This window comes from Collinsella aerofaciens (assembly GCF_018785265.1).
Taxonomy (GTDB): domain Bacteria; phylum Actinomycetota; class Coriobacteriia; order Coriobacteriales; family Coriobacteriaceae; genus Collinsella; species Collinsella aerofaciens_AI.
In genome coordinates this window covers 1-19,987 of the sequence record NZ_WQPK01000003.1, presented here as the reverse complement: position 1 = coordinate 19,987, position 19,987 = coordinate 1, and the positions used below count along the sequence as shown (strand labels likewise).

The 19,987-nt window shown below is 61.1% G+C and carries 17 protein-coding genes and 1 riboswitch; of the genes, 16 read left to right on the top strand and 1 reads right to left on the bottom strand.

Features of this window, described 5'->3' with window-relative positions; translation table 11 throughout:
* Positions 1–66: 66 nt before the first annotated feature.
* From GPK42_RS00440 to GPK42_RS10100, 4 genes are all read left to right on the top strand, one after another.
* Positions 67–1,089, top strand: coding sequence for a YitT family protein (locus GPK42_RS00440; RefSeq protein WP_215692734.1), 1,023 nt, complete (start codon positions 67–69; stop codon positions 1,087–1,089).
* 150 nt (positions 1,090–1,239) lie between these two features.
* The gene (locus GPK42_RS00435) at positions 1,240–2,604 is read left to right on the top strand and encodes a zinc-ribbon domain-containing protein (protein ID WP_215692732.1); all 1,365 of its coding nucleotides are present in this window, start codon (positions 1,240–1,242) and stop codon (positions 2,602–2,604) included.
* 195 nt (positions 2,605–2,799) lie between these two features.
* A complete protein-coding gene (locus GPK42_RS00430; protein WP_215692785.1) occupies positions 2,800–3,468 on the top strand; it encodes a DUF4234 domain-containing protein in 669 nt (222 codons plus the stop codon).
* A gap of 13 nt (positions 3,469–3,481) precedes the next feature.
* On the top strand, positions 3,482–3,958 hold the full coding sequence (locus tag GPK42_RS10100; RefSeq protein WP_215692730.1) for a DUF2752 domain-containing protein: 477 nt from the start codon (positions 3,482–3,484) through the stop codon (positions 3,956–3,958).
* Positions 3,959–4,064: 106 nt separating this feature from the next.
* On the opposite strand, the gene GPK42_RS00420 is transcribed toward GPK42_RS10100, so the two are convergent.
* Positions 4,065–5,528 (bottom strand): M20 family metallopeptidase, encoded by a 1,464-nt coding sequence (locus tag GPK42_RS00420; RefSeq protein ID WP_215692728.1) that lies wholly within the window; start codon positions 5,526–5,528, stop codon positions 4,065–4,067.
* 168 nt (positions 5,529–5,696) lie between these two features.
* Here GPK42_RS00420 and GPK42_RS00415 point away from each other — a divergent pair, with 168 nt between their 5' ends.
* The 12 genes from GPK42_RS00415 (at position 5,697) to GPK42_RS00360 (ending at position 19,802) form a co-directional block, all read left to right on the top strand.
* A complete protein-coding gene (locus GPK42_RS00415) occupies positions 5,697–7,334 on the top strand; it encodes an amidohydrolase (RefSeq protein ID WP_252199999.1) in 1,638 nt (545 codons plus the stop codon).
* Positions 7,335–7,826: 492 nt separating this feature from the next.
* The gene (groES, locus tag GPK42_RS00410; protein WP_040358989.1) at positions 7,827–8,120 is read left to right on the top strand and encodes a co-chaperone GroES; all 294 of its coding nucleotides are present in this window, start codon (positions 7,827–7,829) and stop codon (positions 8,118–8,120) included.
* A gap of 96 nt (positions 8,121–8,216) precedes the next feature.
* Entirely contained in the window at positions 8,217–9,854 is a 1,638-nt protein-coding gene (gene groL, locus GPK42_RS00405) for a chaperonin GroEL (RefSeq protein WP_006234938.1), read from the top strand.
* A 370-nt stretch (positions 9,855–10,224) separates the two neighbouring features.
* Positions 10,225–10,417: riboswitch (FMN riboswitch) on the top strand.
* 5 nt (positions 10,418–10,422) lie between these two features.
* On the top strand, positions 10,423–11,013 hold the full coding sequence (locus GPK42_RS00400; protein ID WP_240128684.1) for an ECF transporter S component: 591 nt from the start codon (positions 10,423–10,425) through the stop codon (positions 11,011–11,013).
* Positions 11,010–12,914, top strand: a complete 1,905-nt coding sequence (locus tag GPK42_RS00395; RefSeq protein WP_215692726.1) for an energy-coupling factor transporter ATPase — start codon at positions 11,010–11,012, stop codon at positions 12,912–12,914. Before GPK42_RS00400 ends, GPK42_RS00395 begins: the two co-directional genes overlap by 4 nt.
* Entirely contained in the window at positions 12,914–13,714 is an 801-nt protein-coding gene (locus tag GPK42_RS00390; protein ID WP_215692724.1) for an energy-coupling factor transporter transmembrane component T family protein, read from the top strand. Before GPK42_RS00395 ends, GPK42_RS00390 begins: the two co-directional genes overlap by 1 nt.
* 30 nt (positions 13,715–13,744) lie before the next feature.
* Complete coding sequence (locus GPK42_RS00385) at positions 13,745–14,191, top strand: pyridoxamine 5'-phosphate oxidase family protein (RefSeq protein ID WP_215692722.1); 447 nt, start codon at positions 13,745–13,747, stop codon at positions 14,189–14,191.
* A 54-nt stretch (positions 14,192–14,245) separates the two neighbouring features.
* The gene (locus tag GPK42_RS00380; RefSeq protein WP_195239395.1) at positions 14,246–14,656 is read left to right on the top strand and encodes a pyridoxamine 5'-phosphate oxidase family protein; all 411 of its coding nucleotides are present in this window, start codon (positions 14,246–14,248) and stop codon (positions 14,654–14,656) included.
* A 257-nt stretch (positions 14,657–14,913) separates the two neighbouring features.
* Positions 14,914–15,984 carry an N-acetyl-gamma-glutamyl-phosphate reductase gene (gene argC, locus GPK42_RS00375; RefSeq protein ID WP_215692720.1) on the top strand — a complete coding sequence of 357 codons (1,071 nt, stop codon included), beginning with the start codon at positions 14,914–14,916 and terminating at the stop codon, positions 15,982–15,984.
* A gap of 135 nt (positions 15,985–16,119) precedes the next feature.
* A complete protein-coding gene (gene argJ / locus GPK42_RS00370) occupies positions 16,120–17,388 on the top strand; it encodes a bifunctional glutamate N-acetyltransferase/amino-acid acetyltransferase ArgJ (RefSeq protein ID WP_215692718.1) in 1,269 nt (422 codons plus the stop codon).
* A gap of 81 nt (positions 17,389–17,469) precedes the next feature.
* Positions 17,470–18,450, top strand: a complete 981-nt coding sequence (gene argB, locus GPK42_RS00365) for an acetylglutamate kinase (RefSeq protein ID WP_215692716.1) — start codon at positions 17,470–17,472, stop codon at positions 18,448–18,450.
* Between the two features lie 68 nt (positions 18,451–18,518).
* Positions 18,519–19,802: an aspartate aminotransferase family protein gene (locus GPK42_RS00360; protein ID WP_215692714.1), complete on the top strand. Its 1,284-nt coding sequence runs from the start codon at positions 18,519–18,521 to the stop codon at positions 19,800–19,802.
* Positions 19,803–19,987 lie beyond the last annotated feature (185 nt).

Below are 19,987 nucleotides of genomic sequence, written 5' to 3'. Positions count from 1 at the left end.
ATCTTCGCGTTCCGCGTTACCCTAATGGGCGCATTGTTTCCAAATTGTTAACGAGGGGTTGCCGTAATGGCCGACGAACATGAGACCGAAAGCAAGGCATGGGCGATTGAAGCCGCTGCGGCAGAGGCGGCGTCGCGTGCCGCCGAGGAGATGCATCGTCCTCCGGTGGTGCCGATGGAGCGCGTTGTCGGTCGCGAGGATATCGAACGTGGCGAGCGCGCCGGCCGCAAGCGCAGCCAGGAACCAGGCTTTCCGCGCTTTTTTGCCGAGCTCAATCTGGGCCTGGTCCTCACGGCGTTCGCCATCGTGGCTTTCAAAACGCCCAATCACTTTGCCTTCGGCGGCACCTCGGGCGTGTCGGTCATTCTTTCCACGCTGTTCCCGACTCTGCCCGTCGGCGTATTTATGTGGATTATCAACGCGGTCCTGGTCATCCTGGGTTTTATCTTTTTGGAGCGCAAGGCAATCCTTTGGAGCGTCTTTGCCTCGTTTGCGCTTTCGGCCTACGTCTCGCTGTTTGAGCTCTTCATTCCGTCGGATGTTTCGATGACGGGCGATATGTGGCTCGACCTGTGTTTTGCCGTCATCTTGCCGGCGCTGGGCAGTGCCATTGTCTTTGACATTGGCGCCTCGACGGGCGGCACCGACATCCTTGCCATGATCCTCAAGCGCCGCACGACGCTCGAGATCGGCCGTGCCCTGTTGCTGGTCGATATCGGCATCGTGACCATTGCGGCTTTCCTGTATGGCCCGCGCGTCGGTCTGTACTGCGTGCTTGGCCTGTTTGCCAAGACGCTTGTGGTCGACAAGGCTATCGAGAGCATTCACCTTCGTAAGGTCTGTACGATCATTTGCTCCGAGCCCCTTAAGGTCGAGGAGTTTATCGTCAAGCATCTCAACCGCACGGCAACGATCAGCCGTGGCTACGGCGCTTTCTCGGGCAAGTGCGTCACGGTGATCATGAGCGTGCTGAGCCGTCGCGAGGCAGTGCAACTGCGCCGCTATGCCCGCGAGATTGACCCTGGCGCCTTCATCACCATCGTCGATAGCTCCGAAATCGTCGGCAAGGGCTTCCGCGGCACGAACTAGCCCGGGCGTACCCTTCGAATCATTGAATAAAGCCGGCTGCGTTGCAAATCGGTCATCTTGGGGTATTTGTCCCCACATTGGGCGATAATGATGCCAAAGACATCGTTTGCGATCCAGGTGATTCGCTCTAGATACGAAGGGATGATTTCGATGTTCTGTTCGCAGTGTGGCGCCCCCATGGGCGATAACGACAAGTTCTGCGGCGTGTGCGGTGCCCCTAATACCGAGGTCAAGGCCGCCGGTCCCGCTCCGCAAGCTCAACCTCAGCAGCAGGGTCAGCCGTTTGCCCAGCCGCAGCCGCAGCCGTTCGTTGCGCCCCAGCCGGCTATGAACGTGCCCAAGGGCTGCATGGCGCAGGCTTTCAACGATATGCTTAAGGTTCCCGGCGCCCTGGTTCGCGTATGTCAGATTGCCTTTTTGCCGGCGCTGATTTGCGTCGTGTCGGTGCTGGTGCTGTTCATCCCCGTTATCGGCGGTATCGCAGCGGCCATTGGCTTTTTGCTTGCGTACGTGGCAAGCGTGTGCGGTGCCGGTTTTGCTATCGAGTGGGGTCGTGACCTGTCGCTCAAGGATGATAACGGCATGGAGCGTCCGCTGTTGCGCTCGACCTCGTTTGGATTGGGTATCTTCTCGTCCGTCATTACCGGTGTGCTCGAGTTCGTTGCCATTATCCCAGTGATAGGCGTGATCTTCTCGGCTATCGAGAGCGTCGTGATCGGTGCCGTCGGCTCGTACTATTACAACGGTTCGAGCGGTCTCGAGGCCGCACTCTTCGGCTCGATGGGCCTGCTCGTCTTTGCCATGATCGTGTCGGTGGTACTGGGCATCTTCTTTAAGATGTTTGGTGATGCTGCCGTGATGCACTTTGCCGTCGTCGGGCGCGTGGAGAGTGCGTTCTCGCTTGAGAAGGTTTGGAAGTCCTATAAGGCCAACCTGGGCAAGTTGTTCTGCGCATCGATTCTCCCCGAGTTTTTGACGGGCATCGTGTCGCACATCATCACGTGGATCTTCACCGCCATCTTCGGCGCCATTGCTACGTTTGGTATGTATAGCTATTACTACCGCCCCACGGGTCTTGAGGCAATCATCGAGGGCGGTGGCATTACGCTCATTCTGTTCTTGATGATCATTGCCTTCGTCACGGTGTTCCTGACTGTGTTTGGCAAGATGCTCAAGTATCGCGCCGTTGGCTATTGGGCGGCACGTCATGCCAGCGAGTGGGCCGATGAGGATGCCGACGATGTCCTGACGTTTGTGTTCCCGGGTGAGAAGAAGCCTACTCCTGCGGGATTCAACCCCACGGCCGCCACTGGTGCTGCGCCTGCCCCGGCACCTGCCCCTGCCCCTGCACCTGCACCTGCGCCTGCACCTGCGCCCGCGCCTGCTCCGGCACCTGCCCCGGCGCCTGCCCCGGCGCCCGAGGCGACGCCTGCGGAGCCCGATTGGAATGCCGTTGCCACGCCGGCGGAAGAGCCGGGCGATAATCCTGCTGCCGAAAACAATCAAACCGAATAGTCGGTCGAGGCGCCCTGGGCAACTGAGCCCGGGGTGCCTTTTTCTACTGCGGAAGCAAGAAAATGCCTGGGAAAACGGTTGCAGCAAAATTTCTCGGGAATTGGTCAATGTTGCGCAACAACGTCGCGGCTATTGTTGAGAACATAGACGTGTAAGGTTTGAAGGCGTGCAACGCCTTAGGAAAAGGAGAAGCTTATGTTCTGTCCCACTTGTGGTTCTCCCATTTCGGATGATGCCAAATTCTGCCCCGTCTGCGGTTCTGCCGTCGGTGCCGCTCCCGCTCCGCAGCCCGCGCCGCAGCCTGCACCTCAGCCCCAACCTGCTCCGCAGCCCACACAGATTCAGCCCGCTCCGGTTCAGGCAGTTCAGCCTCAGCCTCAGCCGCAGTACACCGGCCAGCAGCAGTACACCGGTCAGCAGCAGTATGCTCAGCAGCCTGCACCCGCCCCGATGGGCTATGCTCCGATTAAAACCGACCGTGGCGTGATCGGCTGGCTCCTGCTTTCCATCGTGACCTGCGGCATCTATTCATATTACTTCCTCTATTGCCTCGCTCGCGACATCAATGTCATGTGCCAGGACGACGGCGATTCCACGCCGGGTCTGGCAGCATTTATCCTGCTGTCGTTCGTGACCTGCGGCTTCTACGCACTCTACTGGTACTACAAGATCGGCAACCGCCTGCAGGCTAATGCTCCTCGCTATGGCCTGATGTTCCAGGAGAACGGTACCACCGTTCTTATGTGGCAGATCGTCGGCGCGCTGCTGTGCGGCCTTGGCCCCATCTTTGCCATGAACATCATCATCAAGAATACCAATGCCATGGCAACGGCTTACAACGTCCGTCTTGGCGCTCGTGCCTAACGATAAGAGCGGCGTGAACAGCTCCCAGGGACATAAGGGCGCGGCGGAACTCATTCGCCGCGCCCTTTCTTGCATCGGCGCGCTCTTTGTCGCCTGGCTCGCACTCTACCTGCTCGATATCGGCTGCGTGTTTCGCCTGATGACGGGCATTCCCTGTCCGGGATGTGGCATGACGAGGGCCTGGCTGGCAGCACTGCGCCTCGATTTTGCGGCGGCCTTTGCCTACCATCCGCTGTTTTGGGTGGTGCCGATTGCGTTTGTGCTCGCGTTCGTGCGCGAGGAGGTGACGTCGAGCAAGCTAAAGCGCGGCATCGACATTGCGGTTATTGTTCTGTGCGTGCTGGTCGTTGCCGTATGGATCGTGCGCCTTATCAACCCGGCAGACGCGGGCCTGCTCTTTGGTGGTCACGCTCCCGTCGGAGTTCCTGCCGATATCATCCACCTCGAAACCCCACGCTGGCTCACCATTCTTCACTCTTACCTGTCGTGACGGAGGACGCGCTAGAAAAGCGGTCGACACATAAGCGGGGGCGAACGTTGAGATAACGTTCGCCCCCGCTTTGCTCTAGCTAGGTTGTTATGGGTGGGCGTGACGGCTACTCGTCGCGCTTCTCCTCGTGGCGAGCGGCGGCACGGGCATCGTGAATGCCCTTGATGGCGGCATGGCGGGCGGTGCGGGCGTCGTGCACGGCGTCGCGGGCCTCGGCGGCCGTTGCCTTGGCAGAGCGCAGCTTGGCTGCCAGGTCGGGATTGGTCTCGGCAACCGCGGCGATCGTGGGGCCGTCGAGCTCTTCTTGCGTGGGCTCGGCCAAAAAGTCGATGGCATACTGAGCGGCTACCATGGAGCCCTTGGCGAGCACGCTCTCGTCGATCTTATAGAAGCAGGAGTGCTGGGCATAGGTGGCGCCGATCTGGGGGTTGCGCGTGCCAACAAAGGCGAGCACGCCCGGTACGCGGCGCAGATACTCCGAGAAGTCCTCGCCCGAAAGCGTGCCGCGGTAATGGCCCTCGCCCGCGGGGCCCAAGCACTTGAGCACAGCTTGGCGGCAGCGCTCGCTCGAGGCAGCATCGTTTTCGACCTTGTAGTTGGCGATGGTGTAGTCGGTGAGTTCGGCCTCGGCGCCTAGCGCTGCTGCGGTGTGCTCCACGATGCGGCGCATAAGCTCGGGCATCTCCTCATGCGTTTTGTCGCCATAGGTGCGCACCGTGCCGGCGAGGTACGCCGTGCCGGCGATAACGTTGCGCGCGGTGCCGCCGTGCAGCTCGCCGACGGTGATGACGGCGGGTTCGTAGGGGCTAATCTCGCGCGAGACGATGGTCTGCAGGGCGTTGACGATCTCTGCCGCAACCATAACGGCGTCGTGGCCGCGCTGGGGCATGGCGCCATGGCACGAGGTGCCGCGGACGTCGATGCGGAACCAGTCGGTGTTTGCCATGCGTGGGCCGGGCTCGCAGCTTACGGTACCGGCGTCGACCTCGCTCCAGATGTGCGCGGCGTAGGCGCCATCGACGCCGTCGAGCACACCCGTGCCAATCATGAGTTTGGCGCCCTGGCCGTTTTCCTCGCTGGGCTGGAATACGATGCGAATCTCGCCGTGGATGTCATCGGTCATGTGGCGCAGAATCTGCAACGTGCCGAGCATCATGGCGATATGGCAGTCGTGACCGCAGGCGTGCATGCAGCCCTCATTGACGCTGGCGAACTCCTCGCCGGTCTGCTCAGTGACGGGCAGGGCGTCGATATCGGCGCGCAGCAGGATGCGGCGGCGCGGCGTGCCGTCCTCGCGGTAGGCATCCGGCGCGGTGCCGCGAAGCGTCGCCACCAGGCCCGTCTTGAGCGGACGCTCGTAGGGGATATTCATGGCGTCGAGCTGGTTGGCGATGTCGGAAGTCGTGCGCTCCTCGGCAAGGCTCAACTCCGGGTGCTTATGGAAGTGCCGGCGCTGCTTGATGATGTAGGGTTCAAACTCGGCGGCGATATCCTGGATGGCCGCGGTGACGTCGTCTGCCGCGCGAACCTCGGTTGCCGCCATAATTTGCTGTGCCTTGGTCTTCGTCATGGTCGATTTGCTCCTTGCTGGGTTGATCGCAAAATCGTACAGGCTTTCTCCAGTATGCCACCTGCCGCTAGGGCTGGTAAAGTTGCCGTTTGCCGCTTGGGGTTTTGTTGCAAGGGCGGGGGAGTACACTCGGGGGTGTTGAATTACCTGCCAGAGATGGGGATGCCCATGCGACATATCGATCGGATTATTCGCTCCAAGAACGTTTTTACCGCGCAAGACGGTATCGATGCCGCCCGCGAGTTGGCGATCGCCATCGCGGGCGATCGCATCGTCGCTGTCGGCGCGCCCGATGACGTGATTGCCGCCGCACCTGCCGCCACGCCGGTGGTCGATTACGGCGAGCAGTTTGTCTGCCCCGGTTTCCATGACGCTCATCTGCACTTCTTCCATACCTCGGTCGGTTCCTCGCCGTATATGCTCATGGATATGGGCACGTCCGAGGCGGCACTGGTGCAGCATGCGCTCGAGTTTTCCCAGGGCCTGCCCGACGACGCCTGGGTCGTGACCCAGGGCTGGCGCGATTACCGCTGGGATCCGCCCGAGCATCCTACCAAGGCCTCCCTCGACGCCGCCTTCCCCGGTCGCCCCTGTGTTATGTATTCGGGCGATGGGCATACGCTGTGGCTCAACAGCCGCGCACTCGAAGCCCTCGGCGTGACGCGTGACAGCGAGCCTCCGGCGGGTGGCAGTTACGACAAAGACTCAAACGGTGAGCTTACGGGTATTGCCCACGAGGCAGCTGCTATGCAGCTGCTGCCGCGCTGCCTGGAATGGCTGGGCGAGGACCGCATCGCGAGCGCTTACGGCGACCAGATGAAGCGTATGGCCGAGCAAGGCATCACCTCAATCTGCGATATGTCGCTCATGCCCATGCCGGGCTGCGACTTTATTCGCGACGATGTTTACGACAGGCTGCAGGCCGCCGGCAAGCTGGGCATCCGCGCCCATCTGTTTCCCACGCTGCTGGATGACCAATCGCGCTTGGAAGAACTCCAGACCCGCTACGCGAACAACGCGCTGCTCTCGGCGCCAGGATTTAAACAGTTCTTCGACGGCGTGTCGAGCGAGCATACCGCATACCTCACTGAGCCCTATACTAACCCGCGCTTCCCGGGTGACCAGGGGCGCCTGACGGTTCCTGTCGAGCGCATGCGCAAGTTGGTTCTGGCGGCAGCCGAGCGCGGCCACACCGTGCGCATCCACGTTATCGGCGACGGTGCCATCCATGCCGCACTCGATATCTTTGAGGAGGCGGCAGAGCTCTACGGCCTGCCCCAGCACGGTCATAATACGCTTGAGCATTTGGAGAATCTGCTGCCTCAGGACATCGATCGTCTGCGCAAGCTCAACGTCATTGCCTCGAGCCAGCCTTGCCACATCACGCTCGACCCGGGTGGCCCGGAGCGCGACCTGGGCCTGGAACGCAGCCGCATCATGTGGCCGTTTGCGACCTATAAGCAGCGCGGCATCCGCCAAGCTTTTGGTACCGACAGCCCCATCACGGCCGTTACCAGCATGAACGTGCTCTACACGGCTATTACGCGCCAAGACCCTCGCAGCCACTGGCCCGAGGGCGGCTGGCTCCCCAGCGAGCGCATCGATGCGGCAACGGCCCTGCGCAACTACACGCTTGGTAGCGCGTACGCAGCGGGCGACGAGCAAAACCTCGGCAGTCTAGAGCCCGGCAAATACGCCGACCTGGTAGTCCTGGACCAAAACCCGCTCACCATTGACCCACAAGAGCTCCAGGCTACCAAAGTTCAGGCAACCTACCTGGCAGGCAACTTAATCTACGAGCGTTAACCCCACATCCCACCCCTCAGTTGCGGTGAAATACGGACTAAATAACACCTCAACAGCCAAAAACAGTCCATATTCCACCGCAACTTAAGGGGCACGTTTCAGCAACGTGCCCCTTTCTTGTGCACCCTACCCGCATCGCCATTTTGCTGCACTGACTTTTCTGAATGCCGGGCCCGAGTTAGTCAACCTGGCTCCCGGGGCGGACCGGAGGGCATGAAGTTTGTCGCGAGTTCCGCACGCAAAGGAAAGCACTTAATGTGCTTTCCGTCTTGCGCAGGACTGTAGAGCAGCAAACTTCATGCCCTCCGGTCCGCCCCGGGAGCCACCGCTAAGTTATCCCCCGGCATTCAGAAAATCTAAGTGCCAAAAAATAAGATTTTTTGACTCCGTGTTGTATAACCCGCCATTCGTGGGTACCATTCAACGCGTACGCAAACAAAAAGGGTTAACCCGCGCGGCATGACCGCGCGGCCCACAAAGGAGGAAACAAGCATGTCGTCTTTGAAGCCGCTTGCAGATCGCGTCCTGGTCAAGCCCGACGAGGCCGAGCAGAAGACCGCTTCTGGTCTGTACATCGCTAGCAACGCTCAGGAGAAGCCGCAGCGCGGCACCATCGTTGCCGTTGGCGCCGGTAAGGTCAACGACAAGGGCGAGCGCATTCCCATGGACGTTCAGGTCGGCGACGTTGTCATCTACGGTAAGTTTGGTGGCAACGAGGTCAAGGTCGACGGCGAGAAGTATCTGCTGATGCGCGCCGACGACATCTACGCCGTCGTCGAGGCCTAGCCTCGTCAGAATCTCTGATTCGTCTTTGAACGCGCCTGCCGCATAGGACTCGGAAGCGGCGACGCGAGTCACATTTCTTTTGGAGGATTACCTACCATGGCAAAGAACATTACGTTCAACACCGATGCCCGCGCCAAGCTCGCAAAGGGCGTCAACACTCTGGCCGATGCCGTTACCGTCACCATGGGCCCCAAGGGCCGTTACGTCGCTCTGCAGCGCACGTTCGGTGCCCCGACCATCACCAACGACGGCGTTTCCGTCGCTAAGGAGATCGAGCTCGAGGACAACATCGAGAACATGGGCGCTCAGCTGGTGAAGGAGGTCGCCACCAAGACCAACGACACCGTGGGTGACGGCACCACCACCGCAACCCTGCTCGCTCAGGCTATCGTCAACGACGGTCTGCGCAACGTCGCCGCTGGCGCCAACCCGCTGGCCATCCGTCGCGGCATCGACAAGGCCGTCAACGCCGCCGTCGCCGAGATGAAGAAGCAGGCCAAGCCGGTCGAGACCAAGGAGCAGATCGCTTCCGTCGGCACCATCTCCGCCGGTGACCCCGAGGTTGGCGAGAAGATCGCCGAGGCCATGGAGGTCGTGGGCAAGGACGGCGTCATCACCGTCGAGGATTCCCAGACGTTCGACATTACCATCGACACCGTCGAGGGCATGCAGTTCGACAAGGGCTATGTCTCCGCTTACTTCGTCACGGACAACGACCGCATGGAGGCCGTGATGAAGGATCCGTACATCCTCATCACCGACCAGAAGATCTCCAGCGTCCAGGACATCATGCCTGTTCTCGAGGCTGTCCAGCGCGCCGGCCGTGGCCTGCTCATCATCGCTGAGGACATCGACGGCGAGGCTCTGCCGACCCTGGTCCTCAACAAGATCCGTGGCGCTCTCAACGTCTGCGCCGTCAAGGCTCCGGGTTACGGCGATCGCCGCAAGCGCATCCTCGAGGACATCGCCGTCCTCACCGGTGGCCAGGCCGCTCTGGACGAGCTGGGCGTGAAGGTCGCTGACATCACCGCCGATATGCTCGGTACCGCTAAGTCCGTCACCATCTCCAAGGACAACACCGTCGTCGTCGGCGGCGCTGGCTCCAAGGAGGCCATCGACGCCCGCATCGCTCAGATCAAGGGCGAGATGGAGAACACCACCTCTGACTTCGACCGCGAGAAGCTCCAGGAGCGCCTGGCCAAGCTCTCCGGTGGCGTTGCCGTCATCAAGGTCGGCGCTGCTACCGAGTCCGAGCTCAAGGAGATCAAGCACCGCGTCGAGGACGCCCTGCAGGCTACCCGCGCTGCTGTCGAGGAGGGCATTGTCGCTGGCGGCGGCGTCGCCTTCATGGACGCTGCTCCTGCGCTCGACGCTGTTGAGATCGACGACCCCGAGGAGAAGATTGGCGTCGATATCGTCAAGAAGGCTCTGACCGCTCCGGTCGCTACCATCGCCAAGAACGCTGGCTTTGAGGGCGCTGTCGTGGTCGACAAGGTTGCCGAGCTGCCCGCCGGCCAGGGTCTCAACTCTGCCAACGGCGAGTGGGGCGACATGATTGAGATGGGCGTCCTCGACCCCGTCAAGGTCAGCCGCGTCACCCTGCAGAACGCTGCTTCTGTCGCCAGCCTGATTCTCATCACCGAGGCCACCGTCTCCGATGTGCCCAAGAACACTCAGCTTGAGGATGCTATCGCTGCTGCTACCGCTGGTCAGCAGGGCGGCGGTATGTACTAAGGCCGACAAGGTCTAGAACTCCCACCGGGGATCCGGGGGCGTGACGGGGGCTTCTCTCCGGAACGTCCTCGGACATGCAAAGAGGCTCCGCATCGCGCTTCGCGCTGCGGAGCCTCTTTGCGTCCTGCGGAATGTTCCGGAGAGAAGCCCCCGTCACGCCCCCGGATTCCCTGCGTTTACGGCCTTGAGGTCGGCGGGGGGAGAAGGACGTGGTCGATAGGGATACGTGTCCCCTTCGCTGTTTCGCGCTTTGCGCGAAAGGCACGCTACTTTGGGATGGATGGGGAACGTGGTTGTTACGGCAACTGATCCCCACCACAAATTATCCTTGGCATACTTGCGCGAATACCTGCCCGTGCTACACTTGCAATTGCTGTTTCAGGGCGGGGTGGAATTCCCCACTGGCGGTAAATCGGGCGGTGCCAAAGGGGTGCCGTGGCGCAGACGAGGCGTCTGCGACCGAGCCGATGAGTCCGCGACCCGTGCGTGTGTTGGTTCGCATGCCGGCTGAACTGGTGAGACCCCAGTACCAACGGTTAGAGTCCGGATGAAAGAGGCAGGTGATCTTATGTCTGAACAGTCGCAGCATATCCATTTTGAGAACACGAATAGGTGGAGCACCAAACAGCTCGTTACCATGGCGTTGATGTGCGCCTTGGGCGCCCTGTTTATGTACGTGCAGCTGCCCATCCTTCCTTCGGCGCCGTTTTTGACCTACGACCCGTCGCTGGTGCCGGCGATGGTGTGCGGATTTGCGTATGGCCCCGGTGCTGGTACCGCTGTTGCAGCCATGGCGATCGTTATCCATGCGCTCACTACGGGTGACTGGGTCGGCGCGCTTATGAATCTGGTTGCCACGCTGGGCTACATTCTGCCCGCGGCTATCGTCTACCAGAAGATGCATACCTATAAGGGTGCCGTGATTGGCCTGGTGCTCGGCGTTATTGCCGCTACGGCGTTGTCTATGGTCGCAAATCTTACCATTGGCGTATGGTTCTGGTATGGCTCGGTCGATGTGATCGCCCCGCTCATGATTCCTGCCGTGCTGCCGTTCAACCTTATCAAGACCGTGCTTAACTCGGTGTTGACGCTTGTGGTGTACAAGGCGGTCTCCAACCTCATCACGCCTAAAAAGGACCAGGTCAAAGGCCGCGCATGATTGAGTGTCGGGGCGTTTCCTTTAGCTATGACGGTGCCGCACCGGCACTCGACGGCGTCGATCTGAACATCGAGGATGGCGAGTTTTTCTGCATCCTCGGTGGCAATGGGTCGGGCAAGTCGACGTTTGCCAAGCATCTGAATGCACTGTTGCAGCCCGATGCGGGCACGGTACGCGTCAACGGCATGGATGCGTCCGACCCCGAGCTGGTCTACGACATTCGTTCGACCGCGGGCATGGTATTCCAGAATCCCGATGATCAGCTGGTAGCAACGCTTGTCGAAGATGACGTTGCGTTTGGTCCTGAAAACCTTGGCGTGCCATCGGCGCAAATTGCGCAGCGCGTACGCGAGGCACTGAAGGGCGTGGGCCTGGTGGGCTTTGAGCGCCACGAGACCCACGCGCTTTCGGGCGGCCAAAAGCAGCGCGTGGCGCTTGCCGGCGTGCTCGCCATGGAACCGCGCGTGCTCATATTGGACGAGGCTTCCTCGATGCTCGATCCGCGTGGACGCAAGGGCCTCATGAAGGCTTGCCGTGCGTTGCATGATCGCGGCATGACCATCGTGATGATTACGCACTTTATGGAAGAGGCCGCCGAGGCCGATCGCGTTGCTGTCTTCCAAGCGGGCCGCGTTGCCATGATCGGTACGCCCGAGGAAATCTTGACGCGGGCGGACGAACTTGCGCAGCTCAACCTGGATATGCCGGCGTCGTGCTGCCTAGGTAGGGCACTTCGTGAGAAGGGCGTGCCCGTTTGCGCGCAGGTGCGCGAGGCAGATATGGTCGCCGAGATTGCGCGGGTTTACGCCGAGCGGGGCGGGGCGGACGTCGCAGTGCAGCCTTCTGCATCCGATTCTCGTATGCTCGACAATGCATCCTTCGCGACTAACGAGGCGGCCGCGTCGGAGCCCGTTATCGAGATCTCGCACCTCTCGCATAGTTACTCGCTGAGCGCCCGCGAGCGCCGTCGATGGCGCAAGCGCTCGACCACTGCGGACGCATCGAGCAAACAAGCTCTTTGGGGCAACGATCCAAACAGCCCCTGGGCGCTACGTGATGTTTCGTTGACGGTGCGCCGCGGCGAGTTTCTGGGATTGGCGGGTCATACCGGCTCGGGTAAATCGACGCTGGTTCAGCATCTCAACGGGTTGATTCGTCCGCAGGAGGGAAGCGTTTGCGCGCTGGGGCTCGACCTATCAAGCAAGAAAGACGCCGCCGCGGTTAAGGCCAAGGTCGGCGTGGTGTTTCAGTATCCCGAGCGCCAGCTATTTGCCGAGACCGTGGCGCAGGACGTGGCGTTTGGCCCGTGCAACCTTGGCCTGCCAGAAGACGAGGTTGCACGCCGTGTCGCATCATCGCTTGCGCGCGTGGGCCTCGACCTTGCCGCGATAGGCGACAAGAACCCCTTTGAGCTTTCGGGCGGCCAGCAGCGCCGCGTGGCGTTTGCCGGCGTGCTCGCCATGGAGCCCGAGGTGCTGGTGCTCGACGAGCCCATGGCGGGGCTCGATCCGGCTGCGCGCAGGGATTTCCTGGGGCTCATCGATCGGCTCCATCGCGAGGGCCTGACTGTTGTCATGGTTTCGCATAGCATGGATGACCTGGCAAATTGCTGTGACCGTATCGTTGTGATGAACGAGGGCGCCGTGTTTGCCGAGGGAACGCCCGCGCAGGTGTTTGCGCGCGCGAACGAGCTCAAATCGATCGGCCTGGGCGTTCCTGCCGCCCAGCGCATGGCGCTGGCGCTTGCGCAAGCCGGTGTGCCGCTCCGCTGCGACAAGCTTTATACGGTTGAGGCGCTAGCCGACGAGTTGGCCGGCTTGCTGCTGGGCTGCGCGGACGTGCCTTTGAGGGTTCCGTGTCAGGCTGGTTCCAAGGCGCCCACGCGAGAGGAGGGCTGCTAATGGAGGCGTTCTCATTTGGCAGCTACTATCCCGGGGATAGCGCGGTGCATCGCCTGGATCCGCGTAATAAGTTGCTCCTAGGTTTTGCATTTCTGGTCACCGTGCTCACCGTCGGAAGCTTTTGCGGGCTGGTTCCGGTCGCATTTTTTGTCGTGCTGGTCTATCTCGCAGCCCGGGTGCCGTTGCGCCGGGTCCTATCATCGATGGCACCATTGCTGGCGATTGTCGTGGTGGTCGCGGTGCTCAACCTGTTTTCCGACCAGAGTGGCCGCATCCTGTGGCAGCTTGGCTTTTTGCAGGTGAGCGAGGGCTCGCTGCGTTCTGCGGCGTTTGTGGCGTGCCGCCTGACGTTGATGATGGCCGGCATGAGCGCCATTACACTCACCACGCCGACGCTCGACCTCACCGCGGGCTTTGAACGTCTGCTCGCACCATTTGCGCGCGTGGGGCTTCCGGCGCACGAGCTCGGCATGATTATGGGTATCGCGCTGCGGTTTATGCCGCAATTTGCCACCGAGATGAAACAGACGGCCGATGCACAGGCAAGTCGCGGCGCGCGCGTGACGGGCGGTCCGCTCGGCGGTGTGCGCATGCTCGGCAGTGTGGCGATTCCGCTGTTCACCGGCGTGTTTCGTCATGCCGAGACGCTTTCGGCCGCCATGGATGCGCGCTGCTATCACGGCGAACAGGGACGCACGCGTCTGCATGCGCTTACGTTTGGCCGCGGGGATGCACTGGCCGCGGTGGCGATGGCGCTGCTGGTGACATGCGTTGTCGTTATCAATCTTCAACTCGTCTAAGCTCGATTCGAGCGCAAGAAAGGGGTCTCTATGACCGACATCGATCGCACGGCTCAGCTCGAGCGCGCTTGCTCGTATCTCAGACGCATTCCGGCGTGGTATCTTGCCACGACCGATGTGAGCGACGGGCATCAGCCCCGCGTGAGGCCGTTTTCGTTTGCCATGGTCGATGACGACAAACTGTGGTTTTGCACGTCGCGCGACAAGGACGTGTGGGCGGAGTTGAGCGCGAATCCCAAGTTTGAGGTATCGGGCTGGAAGCCGGGGGAGTGCTGGATCGTGTTAACCGGTGAGGCCGCGCTCGATGATGATGCAGTCGTGAGCGACAAGGTGCGTCAGGCGGGCTTTAGGCACATGGTGGGCATTGGCGAGCAACACGATAGTGCCAACGACGGCCGCCTTGCATTCTTCTCGGTCCGCAACATCGCCGCACGGTTCTGCGATATCGACGGCAGCGAAGAGCGCCTCGAGCTCTAATTTCCCAAATTGGCTACCCATTCCAAAAAGACTGGTCAGGCGTCAGGAGGACACATGGACGGATTGAATACGGTGTTGGAGTATCTGACGTCGGTGCCGGCGTGGTATCTGGCGACGAGCGTGGGCGGGCAGCCGCATGTGCGTCCGTTCTCGTTTGCGCAGATTCAGGACGGCAAGCTGTGGTTTGTGACAGCGCGCACCAAAGATGTGTGGCAGGAGCTGCTGCAAAACCAGCGCTTTGAGGCCACGAGTTGGTGGCCGGGCCATGGTTGGTTGATCCTGCGCGGGCGTGCAGGGCTGGAAGACCGGGCTTCGAGCGAAATGCGCGAGGCCGGATGGAAACATCTTGAGCGCTTGAGCGAGCACTATGAGGGGCCTAACGACCCCGCGCTCGTCTTCTTTAGCGTTGAGGATCCCGAGGCTTTTATCTGCAATCACGACGAATGGGTGCCGGTCGAGCTCTAGCCAGCTGGCTCATCCTAACAACTTAGTTTTCGCATGGGCGGGTCCCGTGTTGCCCGGCGCCGTAAGGAGTGCCGGTCAATACGGGGTCCGCTCTATTTGTCAATTCCTTCAAGTGAATGTGTCGGGAATGTTTCAATGCATGAACATGCAAGCTATTTACGTATAAATGTATCTTTTGGTGCTAAAGTTTCAACCCACTTCATAACGACCGCTGCGAAATGCGCATCGGTGCATAAATCGCAGACAAGGAGTCTGATATGTCTTTGAAGGTTGGAATCGTCGGCGCGGCTGGATATGCCGGAGCCGAGCTCATTCGCCTCGTACTCGGCCATCCCGAGTTTGAACTTGTTGCCATTACGTCCAACGCCGATGCCGGCCAGCCGCTGTCCGCGGTGTATCCGAGCTTTGCTGGCGTGAGCGATCTGGTTTTCACCACGCATGACGCCCCCGAGCTCAAGAGCTGCGATGCGGTTTTTCTTGCCGTGCCGCACACGGCTGCCATGGCACAGGTGCCCGCGCTGCTTGCATCGGGCGTCTCCTGCTTTGATCTTTCGGCCGACTACCGCCTGAACGACGCGTCCGTCTTTGAGACGTGGTATGCCGCCGAGCATACGAGCCCCGAGCTGCTCAAGACCCGTGCCTTTGGCCTGCCCGAGCTATTCTGCCGGGACTTGGAGACCGCCGCATCCGACCATGCCGACGGCAAACCCGTGCTGGTCGCCTGCGCCGGTTGCTATCCCACCGCAACGAGCCTTGCTGCCGCTCCTGCCGTGCGTGCGGGCTGGGTGGCAGAGAACGGCCCCGTAATCGTCGATGCCATTAGTGGCGTGACGGGCGCCGGTAAGTCCTGCAACGCTCGCACCCATTTTTGTAGCGCGGACGAGAACCTGGAGGCCTATGGCGTAGGCAAACATCGCCATACGCCCGAGATTGAGCAGATCCTGGACCTGACCGATCGCGTCGTCTTTACTCCGCACTTGGCACCGCTCAAGCGCGGCCTGCTTTCCACGGTGACGATGCCGCTCGCGCCGCAGGCTCTCGACGCGTTGGCCCTTGAGGACGTCGTCGACCATTACAAGAAGTTTTACGCCGGACGCAGCTTTGTGCGCGTGCTCGATGCCGGCCAGCAGCCCAAGACGGCTTCGGTCGTCGGCACCAACGCCGCCCAGATCGGCCTTGCGCTCAACAAGCGTGCGGGCGTGCTGGTGGCGACGGGCGCTATCGACAATTTGTGCAAGGGTGCTGCGGGCCAGGCGGTCCAGTGCGCCAACATCGTTTTTGGCTTTGACGAGCGACGAGGCTTGCCCACAGTGGCGTGCCCGGTGTAGCACATTCGATTGTTAACGATTTGGTAGTCGGGTATCGAGTTGGGCGCCACTTTTAAGCTGGTCTACTAATTGCGACCGGTATGGCGTGCCAGCCGATGCCCGCTTTTTTATTTGATATAAGGAGTCGTAGGGACGATGAATACCGACCTGATTGATATCAAGATTCGCGCCGTCGAGGGCGGCGTTACGGCAGCGGCCGGCTTTAAGGCTGCAGGTATCCATGCGGGATTCCGGAAGAATCCCGAGCGCTTGGACTATGCGCTCGTCGTGCCCGATAAGCCCTGTCCCGGCGCCGGCGTGTTTACGACCAACCGCTTTTGCGCGGCGCCCGTGCAGGTGAGTCGTGCCAACCTGGGCGGTGCGGACAAGGGCTATGGAATCGTCGCCGGTGTTTCAATCAACTCCGGCAACGCGAACGCCGCCACGGGCGAGACCGGCCTGGCCTGTGCGCGCGAGACGTGCAACATCGCGTCGCAGGTCATCGGCTGTGAACCCCAGCAGATCCTGGTTGCCTCCACGGGTGTGATTGGACAGATTCTGCCGATCGATACGTTTGAGACGGCCGTTCCGTCCGCCTACGAGGCGCTCTCTGCCCATGGCGGTGCCGATGCGGCCCGTGCCATCATGACGACCGATACACACTCCAAGGAGTATGCCGTTCGCTACCGCAGTGAGGCTGCGGGCCATGCGGGCAACGCCTATACGGTGGGCGGCATGTGCAAGGGCTCGGGCATGATCATGCCCAATATGGCCACCATGATCGCGGTCATTACTACCGATGCCCCCGTCGAGCCGTCGGCGCTCCACACCCTGTTGCTCTCGACCGTTAAGCAGACCTTTAATAAGGTGACGGTCGATTCCGATACCTCGACCAACGACACCTGCATTATGCTCGCTTCCGGCGCTGCTGCCGCAGATGCCGAGGCCATCGCCGAGGGCACTGACGCCTTTGACGAGTTAGCCTTTGCCGTGCACGAGGTGTGCGAGAGCCTGGCGCGCAACATCGCGGCCGATGGCGAGGGTGCGTCAAAGCTCGTGACGGTTAACGTTGCCGGTGCCGCCAACGACGAGGAAGCCGATATCGCCGCCCGTGCCGTCGCCAACTCGCCGCTCGTCAAGACCTGCATCGCTGGTCACGACTGCAACTGGGGCCGCGTCGCCATGGCGCTTGGCAAGTGCGGCGTGAAGTTTAATCAGGAAGACGTTTCCATCGACATGATGGGCATGCCCGTCTGTCGCGACGGTCTGACTGTTCCCTTTGACGAGGACGAGGCTCTGCGACGTTTTGAGGCGCCCGAGATCGTGATCTCGGCCGACCTGGGCGCAGGCGATGCGGCAACGACCGTGTGGACCTGCGACCTCACGCACGAGTACATCTCCATCAACGGCGACTACCGTTCCTAGATTCCAGGCACGCTGCGCATCTTGCCGCGATTGCGGACGGCGGAGCACGGCACGATAACGATACGAAAGACGAGGCAGATTATGAAATTCGCACGCGATTGTCGTTCGAGCGAATCCAACGAAGCAACCGCGCAGCTGCTGTTCGAAGCGCTGCCGTGGATTAAAAACCTGACCGGCAAGACGGTCGTTATCAAGTATGGCGGAGCGGCCATGGTCGATGAGCAACTGCGCCGCGATGTGATGAGCGACATCGTTTTGCTCAAGATCATCGGCATGCGCCCCGTCATCGTGCATGGCGGAGGCAAGGCTATCAACGAGGCACTGAGCCATTACGATATTCCCGTCGAGTTTAAGAACGGCCAGCGCGTGACCACGCCGGCGACTATGGATATCGTGCGCGAGGTGCTGGGCGGCAAAGTCAACCAGGAACTGGTTGCTGCCATCAACCACCACGGCAATCTGGCCGTAGGCGTGTCGGGCAGCGATGCCGGCACGCTCATCGCCGAGCCGCTCGACCCCGAGCTCGGTCGTGTGGGCAAAGTGACGCACGTCAACACCGACTATATCGAGCGCTTGCTCGATAGCGAGTACATTCCCGTCATCGCTACCGTCGCGGCAGGGGAGGACGGCGGATTCTTCAACATCAATGCCGACACCGCTGCCGGTGCCGTCGCGGCGGCGCTTCATGCGCATAAGGCGATTTTTTTGACCGATGTCGACGGCCTGTACAAGGATTTTAGCGACAAGGACTCGCTTATCTCCAACCTGACGCTCGACGAGGTCAACGAGATGCTCTATGGCGGGGAGGTCGATAAGGGCATGATTCCCAAGCTGCGCGCGGCCGTCGATGCGCTTGCCGGGGGCGTATTCCGCGCCCACATCATTAACGGTACCACGCCGCATTCGCTGCTGCTTGAGCTGCTGACCGATGCCGGCGTCGGTACCGTGATCCATTCCACCGAGACGGCCTACGAGTTCGATGCGCACCCGCACCCGCTTTCGACCTTTGCGGCGCGCCTGACCGAGAACCTCGACGAGGTCGAGAAGCTCCAGACGGTCTAGCCGGCTCGAAATTGCTACGCCATTACGCCCACAGTCCGCGCTACCTGGCGCTTAACGAAAGGTATCTCATGTCACTTGCAGCACAACAATCGCTCGAATCCCACTACGTCATGCACACCTTTGGTCGCTCGCCGGTCGAGTTCGTCGAAGGCCACGGCATGAAGCTCACCGGCGACGATGGTCGCGAATACCTCGATTTTCTTGCCGGTATTGGCGTGTGCAGCCTGGGCCACGGCAATCCGGCAGTGCTGTCGGCGCTCGAGGATCAGACCAAGAGGCTCCTGCATGTCTCCAACTATTTCTACATCGAGCAGCGCGGCCAGGTCGCGGCGCTGCTGTCCAAGCTCGCTAACGATGATGCGGACGGTGCACGCGTGCTTGCCGACGCGATTGCCGCTGGCGACGAGACCACGGCGGCGGCACTTGGCGCTCCGGCTGCGGGCGAGCAGGTGTGGGAGACGTTCTTTGCCAATTCCGGTGCCGAGGCCAACGAGGGCTCTATGAAGCTCGCGCGTCTGTACGCCAAGCGTGCCGGCAACGCTGGCAACACCATCGTGTGCATGCGCGGCGGCTTTCACGGTCGTACGCTCGAGACCATTGCCGCGACCATGCAGGATTGGCTGCAGGACAGTTTCCGCCCGCTGCCGGGTGGCTTTGTGGCCTGCGCACCCAACGATGTGGATGAGCTGCGTGCAATCTTTAAGCAACTGGGCAGTGAAATCTGTGCCGTGATGCTCGAACCAATCCAGGGCGAGAGCGGTGTGCATCCCATGACCGAGGAGTTTATGGCTACGGCGCGCGACTTGGCGCACGAGGTGGGTGCCGTGCTTATTGCCGACGAGGTCCAGTGTGGTATCTTCCGCACGGGTAAGCCGTTTGCGTTCCAGACCTATGGCGTGGAGCCCGACATCATGAGCCTTGCCAAGGGCATTGCCGACGGTGTGCCTATGGGTGCCGTGGTGGCAAAGAAGGAAATCGCCGACGTCTTTAAGCCCGGCGATCATGGTTCGACCTTCGGTGGCAGCTGCTTGGCCATCGCGGCGTGTGCCGCGACGCTCTCCGCGCTTGTGCACGGCGATTATGCCGAGCATGCTGCCAAGGTTGGCGCCTATATGGAGCAGGCGCTGGCTAAGCTTCCGCATGTGGTAGAGGTGCGTGGTCGCGGCCTGATGCTCGGCTGCGATCTGGATGATGCCGCGGGTGATGCACACGACGTCGTGGCCCGTGCATTGGGGGCTGGTGCCGTGATCAACGCTACAGGCGCACATACGCTGCGCTTCCTTCCGCCGCTCGTGTGCGAAGAGGCCGACGTGGACAACCTGATCGAGATCCTGGCGGGTGTTTTGGCTTAGCGAGAGTAAAACATAGCCAGTTTGAACGGGTTCCAGATTGTCGGTGCGTCATTTGATGCATCTTTGGACGGTCTGGAACCCTTTTTGCCGTAAATCTACAATGGTCAGGGTGGCGCGCGCAGACGTGGTGTAAGAGTGTCCTGAGGTCCGTCGCTGCAAGCCCCGATGTTACTCCTTCTTGAGGC

Coding starts and splice junctions, on each gene's coding strand:
- GPK42_RS00440 (WP_215692734.1), top strand. CDS start 67: ATGGCCGACGAACATGAGACCGAAAGCAAGGCATGGGCGATTGAAGCC.
- GPK42_RS00435 (WP_215692732.1), top strand. CDS start 1,240: ATGTTCTGTTCGCAGTGTGGCGCCCCCATGGGCGATAACGACAAGTTC.
- GPK42_RS00430 (WP_215692785.1), top strand. CDS start 2,800: ATGTTCTGTCCCACTTGTGGTTCTCCCATTTCGGATGATGCCAAATTC.
- GPK42_RS00420 (WP_215692728.1), bottom strand. CDS start 5,528: ATGACGAAGACCAAGGCACAGCAAATTATGGCGGCAACCGAGGTTCGC.
- GPK42_RS00415 (WP_252199999.1), top strand. CDS start 5,697: ATGCGACATATCGATCGGATTATTCGCTCCAAGAACGTTTTTACCGCG.
- groES (WP_040358989.1), top strand. CDS start 7,827: ATGTCGTCTTTGAAGCCGCTTGCAGATCGCGTCCTGGTCAAGCCCGAC.
- groL (WP_006234938.1), top strand. CDS start 8,217: ATGGCAAAGAACATTACGTTCAACACCGATGCCCGCGCCAAGCTCGCA.
- GPK42_RS00400 (WP_240128684.1), top strand. CDS start 10,423: ATGTCTGAACAGTCGCAGCATATCCATTTTGAGAACACGAATAGGTGG.
- GPK42_RS00395 (WP_215692726.1), top strand. CDS start 11,010: ATGATTGAGTGTCGGGGCGTTTCCTTTAGCTATGACGGTGCCGCACCG.
- GPK42_RS00390 (WP_215692724.1), top strand. CDS start 12,914: ATGGAGGCGTTCTCATTTGGCAGCTACTATCCCGGGGATAGCGCGGTG.
- GPK42_RS00385 (WP_215692722.1), top strand. CDS start 13,745: ATGACCGACATCGATCGCACGGCTCAGCTCGAGCGCGCTTGCTCGTAT.
- GPK42_RS00380 (WP_195239395.1), top strand. CDS start 14,246: ATGGACGGATTGAATACGGTGTTGGAGTATCTGACGTCGGTGCCGGCG.
- argC (WP_215692720.1), top strand. CDS start 14,914: ATGTCTTTGAAGGTTGGAATCGTCGGCGCGGCTGGATATGCCGGAGCC.
- argJ (WP_215692718.1), top strand. CDS start 16,120: ATGAATACCGACCTGATTGATATCAAGATTCGCGCCGTCGAGGGCGGC.
- argB (WP_215692716.1), top strand. CDS start 17,470: ATGAAATTCGCACGCGATTGTCGTTCGAGCGAATCCAACGAAGCAACC.
- GPK42_RS00360 (WP_215692714.1), top strand. CDS start 18,519: ATGTCACTTGCAGCACAACAATCGCTCGAATCCCACTACGTCATGCAC.